Annotated in this window: 7 protein-coding genes; 1 reads left to right on the forward strand and 6 read right to left on the reverse strand. The window is 70.5% G+C overall.

The features are described from left to right. Positions 1-147 precede the first annotated feature (147 nt). From WG209_RS18085 to WG209_RS18110, 6 genes are all read right to left on the reverse strand, one after another. Positions 148-924 carry a Rad52/Rad22 family DNA repair protein gene (locus tag WG209_RS18085; RefSeq protein ID WP_337176483.1) on the reverse strand — a complete coding sequence of 259 codons (777 nt, stop codon included), beginning with the start codon at positions 922-924 and terminating at the stop codon, positions 148-150. Positions 925-1145: 221 nt separating this feature from the next. Beyond that, complete coding sequence (locus WG209_RS18090) at positions 1146-1439, reverse strand: hypothetical protein (protein ID WP_337176484.1); 294 nt, start codon at positions 1437-1439, stop codon at positions 1146-1148. Beyond that, the gene (locus WG209_RS18095) at positions 1408-2265 is read right to left on the reverse strand and encodes a hypothetical protein (protein WP_337176485.1); all 858 of its coding nucleotides are present in this window, start codon (positions 2263-2265) and stop codon (positions 1408-1410) included. The genes WG209_RS18090 and WG209_RS18095 overlap by 32 nt, the downstream gene beginning before the upstream one ends. Before the next feature lie 644 nt (positions 2266-2909). Further along, complete coding sequence (lnt, locus tag WG209_RS18100; RefSeq protein ID WP_337176486.1) at positions 2910-4631, reverse strand: apolipoprotein N-acyltransferase; 1722 nt, start codon at positions 4629-4631, stop codon at positions 2910-2912. A gap of 283 nt (positions 4632-4914) precedes the next feature. After that, on the reverse strand, positions 4915-6144 hold the full coding sequence (gene glp / locus WG209_RS18105) for a gephyrin-like molybdotransferase Glp (RefSeq protein WP_337176487.1): 1230 nt from the start codon (positions 6142-6144) through the stop codon (positions 4915-4917). A 16-nt stretch (positions 6145-6160) separates the two neighbouring features. Continuing rightward, entirely contained in the window at positions 6161-6736 is a 576-nt protein-coding gene (locus WG209_RS18110) for an aminodeoxychorismate/anthranilate synthase component II (RefSeq protein ID WP_337176488.1), read from the reverse strand. A 192-nt stretch (positions 6737-6928) separates the two neighbouring features. Between WG209_RS18110 and WG209_RS18115 the strand changes: the two genes are divergently transcribed. Then, positions 6929-7474 carry a hypothetical protein gene (locus WG209_RS18115; protein WP_337176489.1) on the forward strand — a complete coding sequence of 182 codons (546 nt, stop codon included), beginning with the start codon at positions 6929-6931 and terminating at the stop codon, positions 7472-7474. The last annotated feature ends 356 nt before the right edge of the window (positions 7475-7830 follow it).

Here is a 7830-nt window from a genome sequence, read left to right on the forward strand (position 1 = left end):
CGCGAACCTCCCCCTTCTCCCACGAGGGGAGAAGGGGGAGGTTCGCGGCGGTGCCCCGCTTCGCGCCCATGCCGGCAAAGCGTCGGGTCGTCAGCCCACCGGCAGGGCGCGCGTTCCACGCTCGATGAGCATGGAACAGGACGGGTCTCAGCGACCGCCGGCGCCGGAGCCGGCGAGGGCGGCGCCTTCGGACTGGCGGACGGTCAGGAGGCGGAGGGCCTCGGTGTGGCCCTGGTCGACCTGCTCGCCGGTCCACTGGACCATCCGGGGGGGGAAGTGGTTCTCCTTGCCCCAGTCGGTCAGGGTCTTCAGGAGGTCGACGCCCAGCTTCTCGTCGCGCTCCTTGATCCAGGCGAAGAGGGCCTTGCCCGACTTCGGCACCGCGCCGGGGGCGCCGTTCGACTCGGCGGCCGGGCGCGAGGGCCGCGGCTGGGCCTGGGCCTGGATTTGCGGATGGGGCGTCTCGGCCTCGACGCCGGCCTCGGCGACCGCCGCGGCGGCGAGGGCCTGTTGCTCGCGTCGCTCGCGGCGCTCGCGGGTCAGGGCCTCGCGGATGGAGTTGGGGACCCCGTCGCCGTAGAGGTAGCGGGCCACGCCGAACTTGACGGCGGCGCGCTTGAAGGCGTCCGAGAAGCCGGTCTTCTCGTAGTCGCTGGAGTCGGCCGTGGTGGTGAAGCCGCCGGCGTCGCTCTTGGTCACGGTCGAGCCGTCCGGCAGCCGGACCGTCAGCTTGCAGATCACCGCGTTGGCCATCGGCGTGTACTCGTCCCACCAGTTCTCGGGGCCGAGCACCTCGTCGAGCCGGTTCATGACCGTGCGAGCCGTGACGTATTGCAGCTCGCGGCCGGACTGGTTCCGGGTCCGCACCTCGTCGGCCTGGAACGGAGCGGCGAGCGCGGCGAAGATCGTGATGTGTTGAGACATGTGTGTGCTCCCGTAAGCTCCTGACTGCGCGACCGCGACGACGCCGCCCCGCTCCTCCCATTCGGGCGATCCCGGCGGCCCTCCTGGCCCGCCCCATCGTCACTTCCCGTACGAATCATTTTATCGTGTTCGGGCGTTCAGTCAATGCTCGGGGCGAAAAAAAAGCCCGCCCTCCCGCGCCGGGGGCGTGGGGAGGGCGGGCGTCCGGGATTGGCGGGGTTTCAGCAGCGAGCCGGGATGGGGGCGGTCGCGGCGGAGGCGAGCTGGACGGGGGCCGTCGCGAGTGCCGACGGGGTCGGCGTGGCGGACGAGACGGAGACCTTCCACTCGTACTGCATCAGCAGTATCGCCATCAGGATGCACGAGATGACGAGGACGGCCAGGGAGATTCCGAGGAGGGCGACGTAGATGTCGCTCTTGGCGGCGGGGACGAGGACGCCGCGGCCCCGGGGGGCGGCGGCGGCCCGCGACGCGCCGGAGGGATTAGAGCCGCGGCCGGATCGTAGACGAGACAATGTCGCCCTCCTGTATCTTCTTGCCTTGGTAGGTGTTGCCGATCACTTGAACGACGGCCTGGTTGGGCTCGACGGAGACGACCCTGGCCTTGCCGAGGTACTCGGCGCGGGGCGAGGTCCGCATGATGTACAGCTCATGGCCGACGACGAGGCCGTCGTTCGAGCCGATGGTGATCTCGAACCGTCGGTTGTTGGCGTCGACCCGCTTGGCCTCGCCGACGACCGGCGGGGCGCTCTCGGTGGCGGTGATCTGGCTGATGTCGTCGGACAGGCCCTGCGAGCGCAGCAGCGCCGAGAACCTGGCGACGCGATCCTTGAGGTCGGTGTTGTTCTTGGTGGCCGAGTCCAGGGCCCGCTCCATCTCGCGGATCTTGTCGTTCAGCTCGGCCACGTGGAGCTTGAACTCGTTCGCCTGCTGCTCGACGGCCGACTTCTGCTCGCGGAGCAGCAGGGCCTCCTTGCGGTTGGCCTCCGCCTCGTCGAGCGACGTCTTGGCGTTCTGCTGGGCCGTGGCGACCTGGCCGGCGGCCGTGGTGATCTGCTGCTGCGCGACCTGGTTCTGCTGCTCGACGGCCGCGACCTTGTCGGCGAGCTGCTTCGCCTGGGCCTCGTAGTTGGCCTTCTGGGTCTCCAGATCCTTGGCGGCGGCGGCGGTCTGCGCCTCCGCGTCCCGGAGCTTGGTGGTCAGGTCGTTGACCTTCTTCTTCTCGACCTCCGTCGCGGTCTTCCAGTTCTTCGAGGTCGTGAAGACCACCGTCGACACGGCGCTCAGGATGAGCGAGAAGGCCATGATGAAGAGGACGAGAATCTTTCCGACGGTAGTCATGATCCCATCCTACCATTCAAAGTAAGACGGCCGGCCAACCACCCGCGCGACGTATCCGCCGTGCGTCCGAGACGGGATCGGGCTTGGACCGTAGTAATCCCTGGAGATGTGGCGGGACCCCCCGCGACCCCCGGCCGCGAGGACTCTCCCCTCTATTCGAATGTAACGCCGCGTCGCCCGCGACGACAAGGGTCGCTCATGTCGCAACATGAGGATCCCCCACGAGAACCAGTCCCGCGTCCGCCGGCGCAACTCGCCCAAAATCTAACCCACGACCGGGGGGAAGGCAAGCGACGCAAGATGGAGATGCGGGGAGGAACCGGCGAATGTTCCGGCTGCGCGGCCCGACGTCGCCCGATCGCGAGGCGAAAGACGGCGGGGACGCCGGGGCGAGGAGGAACATCGTGTTTCCGGTTGAGCCCGGGCAATATCGAGACTTCGGACGAGCGTTTTGTTCGGCCGATGCGTGGCCGATTGAGTTGGGTTCGGGCGCTGTGAGTTTAATAAGGAATGTGTCGGGCGACCTCCGTCCCGTGGCGGTGCCGCGGCCTATGCCGGGTGGGAGGGGCCGAGTGGACAGAGGCTGCGGAAAGTAAAAATCGGCACTTTTGTTCGCGAGTGCCGGTGGATTTCACCCGGGTTTTTTAGTTGGGCTTGATGAGCGCCGGGCGGAGCCTGCGATAGGCCAGGCCGGTCGGGACGATGCCGACGCAGACGGCGATGCAGGAGAGGCCGAGCCAGTCTCCCCAGGAAGTGTAGGGGGCGGTCCGGGGGTCCAGGGGGATGGCGGCGTGGAGGACGCCCTCGGTCTGGCGGGGGAGGACCTCGCGGATCCGGCCGTCGCCGTCGACGACCGCGGAGATGCCGGTGTTGACCGCGCGGGCGAGGGGCACGCGGTTCTCGATCGAGCGGAAGACGCTGACGGCCAGGTGCATGTCCAGCTCGGCGGATCCGTGGAACCAGCCGTCGTTGGAGGCGTCGATGAGGACGTCGGGGTGAAGGCCGTCGGGGGCCTCGGCGAAGAATCGCCGGATCAGGTGGGGGACGGTGTCCTCGAAGCAGATGGCGACGGCGACGCGATGGTCGCCCAGCTTCAAGGTGTTCGCCTCGCAGCCGAAGGTCAGGCTGGGGATGTACCCGTCGCGGTAGGGGGTGAAGACCATCAGCCAGGGGAACAACTCGACGAGCGGGATGTACTCGCCGAACGGGACGAGCTGAATCTTGCGGTAGATCTGGAAGTCGGGCGACGCGGGCGTCGTCAGGACGGCCGCGTTGTACTTGCGCAGGCCCTCCGGCGTGTGCGTGTACCGCAGCGTCCCCACGAGCATCGCGGAGCCCAGCGAGTCGGTCATGGCGCGCAGATAGGCGTCGATATGCCCGGCCCGCTCGCGCCAGGCGGCGGCGTCGATGTCATCGGTGATCAGCCCCAACTGGTCGCCGAGGGCGGCGGCGGGGGTGGCCGGGTCGATCTCGATGGTGTTGTAGGGGTACGAGGTCTCGGGCCAGACGATCAGGTCGGGTTTGGGCTCGCGGCTCGCCGCCTTGATCGCCAACGCCTCGACGCGGGCGAGGATCGCCGCGGGGTCGGCGCCGGACTTGTAGCGCTGCTCGAAGTTCGTCTGGAGCAGGGCGAGTCGCGGGCCTTCCGTGAAGTTGGCGGTCCGCAGCCGGAATGCCCCGTAGGCCAGCGTCCCGAGGATCAGGATCAGGACGTACCAGAGCCGCACCGCCTGGCGGGGTCGTAGCCTGGTCCCGGCGGCCGCGCGGTAGAGGGCCGGCAGGGTGAGGAGGTCGACGATCCAGGCGTTGACGGTCGCGATCAGGAACGAGACGCCGAGGGCGCCGGCGAAGTCGGCGATCTGGATCAGCGGCAGGACGCGATACTGGCTATGCCCCAGGTAGTACCAGGGGAAGCCGGAGAGGATGAATGCCCGGACGTGTTCCAGGCCGACCCAGAGGATTGGCGCGGCGATCATCAGCGGGATTCCCAGGCGGAACATCGCGAACCGCGTCAGCGCGAGGAAGCCGGGCCACCAGAGCGAGAAGATGCCGGCCATCGCGACCCAGGCCGACCAGGCGGTGGGGTCGGTGAGGCGGACCCACTGGAGGCTGGGGAACCAGAACGCGACCCCGCCGGCCCACGCCGCCAGGTAGAGCCGACACCCGCCGACGGGCTCCACCGCCAGCCGGAACAGCGGCGTCAGCGCGATCCAGGCGAGCCAGGACCACTCCATCGGCGGGAACGCCGCCCACAGGGCGAGCCCGGAGACGACGCAGGCGGCGACCGGCTGGCGCGAGGCCCGCTCGCTCAGGCTCAGCCGGCGCTCCTCGTCGGGGCCCGGGGCGGGTGCGGTCTCGCGTTCCATCAGTGGGCGTCCTTCCGGGGGCCGGGGGGTCTGAGAACTGGTGCCGAGTGCGGAGCGGCATCCCCTCTCCCGCCGGGAGAGGGTGGCCCGGAGGGCCGGGTGAGGGTCGTCGCCGCGCGGAGATCGCGGGGGGTCATCCCCTCCGTGAAACCGGCGGCGCCTCCGAAACCCGACGACCCTCACCCGCCGCTGGCGCGGCTACCCTCTCCCGGGGGGAGAGGGGACCGGACGCGCGAGCCTAATGGGAAGGTCGGTAGGGTATTTCGAGCGCCGGCCGCGTAACTTACTCCAGCGGCAGGAAATCGACAATTTCACCTGGCTCGATCGTCCCGTCGCCGGCGGGGACGGTCAGGAAGCCGTCGGCGTGGGCGACGGCGGCCATGTCGGCGGAGCCGCGACTCGGCAGGGGCTCGACGGCGATCGGCCGCGACGCCTCGGCCGGCTCGACGATCCGCGCGGGGAGGAAGACGTCGAGGTCGGCGCGGCGGGCCAGCGGCTTCGCCGCCCGCGCGGGGAGGAGCTTCGGGCCGGTCGCGGGGCCGCCTTGCATCGCGACGAGGGCCGGGGCGACGAAATTGAGGAAGTTGACCAGGCCGCTGAGCGGGTTCCCCGGCAGCCCGAAGACCAGGGCGGGGGGGCGGCCGTCGTCGCGATCGGGGCCGACGCCGAACCACAGGGGCTTGCCCGGCCGGATGCGGATCTTGTGGAAGACCTCGCGGACGCCCAGCGCGCGGAAGGTCTCCGGCACCAGGTCGCGCCGGCCGGCCGAGACGCCGCCGATGGCGAGGACGACGTCGCGGTCGAGTGCTTCGCGGAGGCCGTCGCGGAGGGCTCCCGGCTCGTCGCGGAGGATGGGGGAGGTCCAGGCGTCGGCGCCGGCGGCGGTCGCGAGGGCCGTCAGCATGGTCGCGTTGGACTCGCGGATCTGGCCGGGGCCGGGTGTGTCGCGGAAGGCGACCAGCTCGTCGCCGGTCGGGACGATCGCCACGCGGGGGGCGTCGTAAACGCGGACCGTCGCCGCGCCGACGGCCGCGAGCAGGCCCAGGCGGACGGGGGCGAGGGGGGCGCCGGCGGCCAGCAATCGGTCGCCCTGGCGGTAAATCTCGCCGCGGGTCATGCGGTTCATGCCGGGGGCGATCGGCTGGGGGAGGATCACCACGCCGTCGTCGCCGTCGGGCTCGGTCTTCTCGACCATGACGACGCCGTCGGCGTCCGGGGGCAGGGGGGCGCCGGTCATGATGGCGGCGGCCTCGCCGGGGGCGATCGGTCGCGAGGGGACCGCGCCGGCGGGCAGGGTCTCGCCGACGGTCAGCCGGCGCGGGAGCTGGGCGAGGTCGGCCGAGCGGACGGCGTAACCGTCCATCAGGGCCTTGTCGAACGGGGGCTGGTCGGCGTCGGCGTGGACGTCCCCGGCGAGCCGGCGGCCGAGGCACGTTTCCAGCGGGCGTCCCGCGACCGGCAGCGGGCGGACGTGTTCCAGCACCCGGGCGAGGGCCTCGGCGACGGTCGGCATGGGGTCGCCCACCGGCTCAGGCCTTCCATTCCAGGAAGTTCTTGAGGAGCTTGATCCCTTCCAGGGTCAGGAAGCTCTCGGGGTGGTACTGCACGCCTTCCATGGGGTGCGTCTTGTGGCGGACGCCCATGATCTCGCCTTCCTCGGTCCGGGCCACCACCTCCAGCTCCTCCGGGAGCGTGCCGGGCTGGATGACGAGGCTGTGGTATCGGGTGGCTTGGAAGGGGTTGGAGAGGCCCTGGTACAGGCCCTTGCCGTCGTGGTGGATCATCGAGGTCTTACCGTGCATGACGCGATCGGCCCGGACGACGTTCGCGCCCAGGGCGTGGCCCATGCACTGGTGGCCCAGGCAGACGCCCAGCAGGGGGACGCGGGGGCCGAAGGCGCGGATGACCTCGGTGGAGACGCCGGCCTCGCGGGGGGTGCAGGGGCCCGGCGAGATGATGATCCGCGACGGGGCCTTGGCCTCGATCTCCTCCACGGTGATCCGGTCGTTGCGGACGACCTCCAGGTCGACCCCCGGGTCGATCTCACCGAGGCGCTGGACGAGGTTGTAGGTGAAGGAGTCGTAATTGTCGATCAGCAGGATCATGGCGGATCTTCCGAGGCGCGGCCTCTTTCGGTCGTGGGGGAGGAGTCGATCGTAGCGTCCGGGGCGGGCGCCGGGAAGGGAATCGGGGCGGGAATCCCGTCCCGATTCCCTTCCGCGCGGTAGGTTCCCCACAGACGCCCGACCGGGGTCGGGGGCTCGCGCGCCGAAGGGATTCGACAAGGAGGTTCGAGGATGACCGCCGCGATCATGACGTTGGGGCTGGCGCTGGCCGTCGGCGGCGTGGGGCAGGGCCACGCGCACGCGGGCCACGCCCATCAGCACGGGCATCATCACCACGCGGCGGCGGGACATCACCGCGGCCACGACAAGCATCGCTCCGGCGGCTGGGTCCTGCCCCCCGGCCCGGGGGACGGCTGGGGCTTCCCCAACGGCGACCCCGTCAACGCCGGCTGGTACTCGCCCGGCCATTACCTGCCGCTGGGCGCCGACCGCACGCCCGACTATTACTTCCCGCGCTACCTGGCGATCCCGCCGGTCCAGATGTTCCCGGGGACGTACTACAACCCCTACGTCAACCGCGGCCAGCGCTTCATCCCGTTCATCGGCGACGGGGGCGACCATCCGGCCGGCGGGATGCCGCTCGATTCCTCGACCACGCCCGTCGAGCCGTACACCTCGATGGACGGCGCCCCGCCGCAGACCGAGGTCCCGACCCTCAACGGCCGGGTCGACGCCCCGCCCCTCCCCGCCTCCGGCGGGACCGGCCTGACCCCCTGAGCCCGGCCGGACCCGACTCCCGATGCCTCCCGAGCCCCGCCCGGCGACGCCGCCGCGCGGGGCTCGCGCGTTGGCTTCGTTCGCGCGCCGCCGCATTCCTGGGGTTCGCGTTAAATTGTTGTGCATGAATAGTTTGCGGGTTAGGCGGCTTGGCTTCATTCGTCGAGTTCGAAGTGGTTTTCCAACCCACGCCCAACCGGCCAAGCGTGGAACACGCGTCCCCTCTCCCGCCGGGCTGACGACCCGACACTTTTTCCGCCCTGGACGCGAAGCGGGTTCCCGCCACGAATCTCCCCCCTTCTCCCCTCGTGGGAGAAGGTGGCCGAAGGCCGGATGAGGGGGGCGTCGCGGCGGCA

This window comes from Paludisphaera sp., from assembly GCF_037189885.1.
In the GTDB taxonomy this organism is placed as follows: Bacteria; Planctomycetota; Planctomycetia; order Isosphaerales; family Isosphaeraceae; genus Paludisphaera.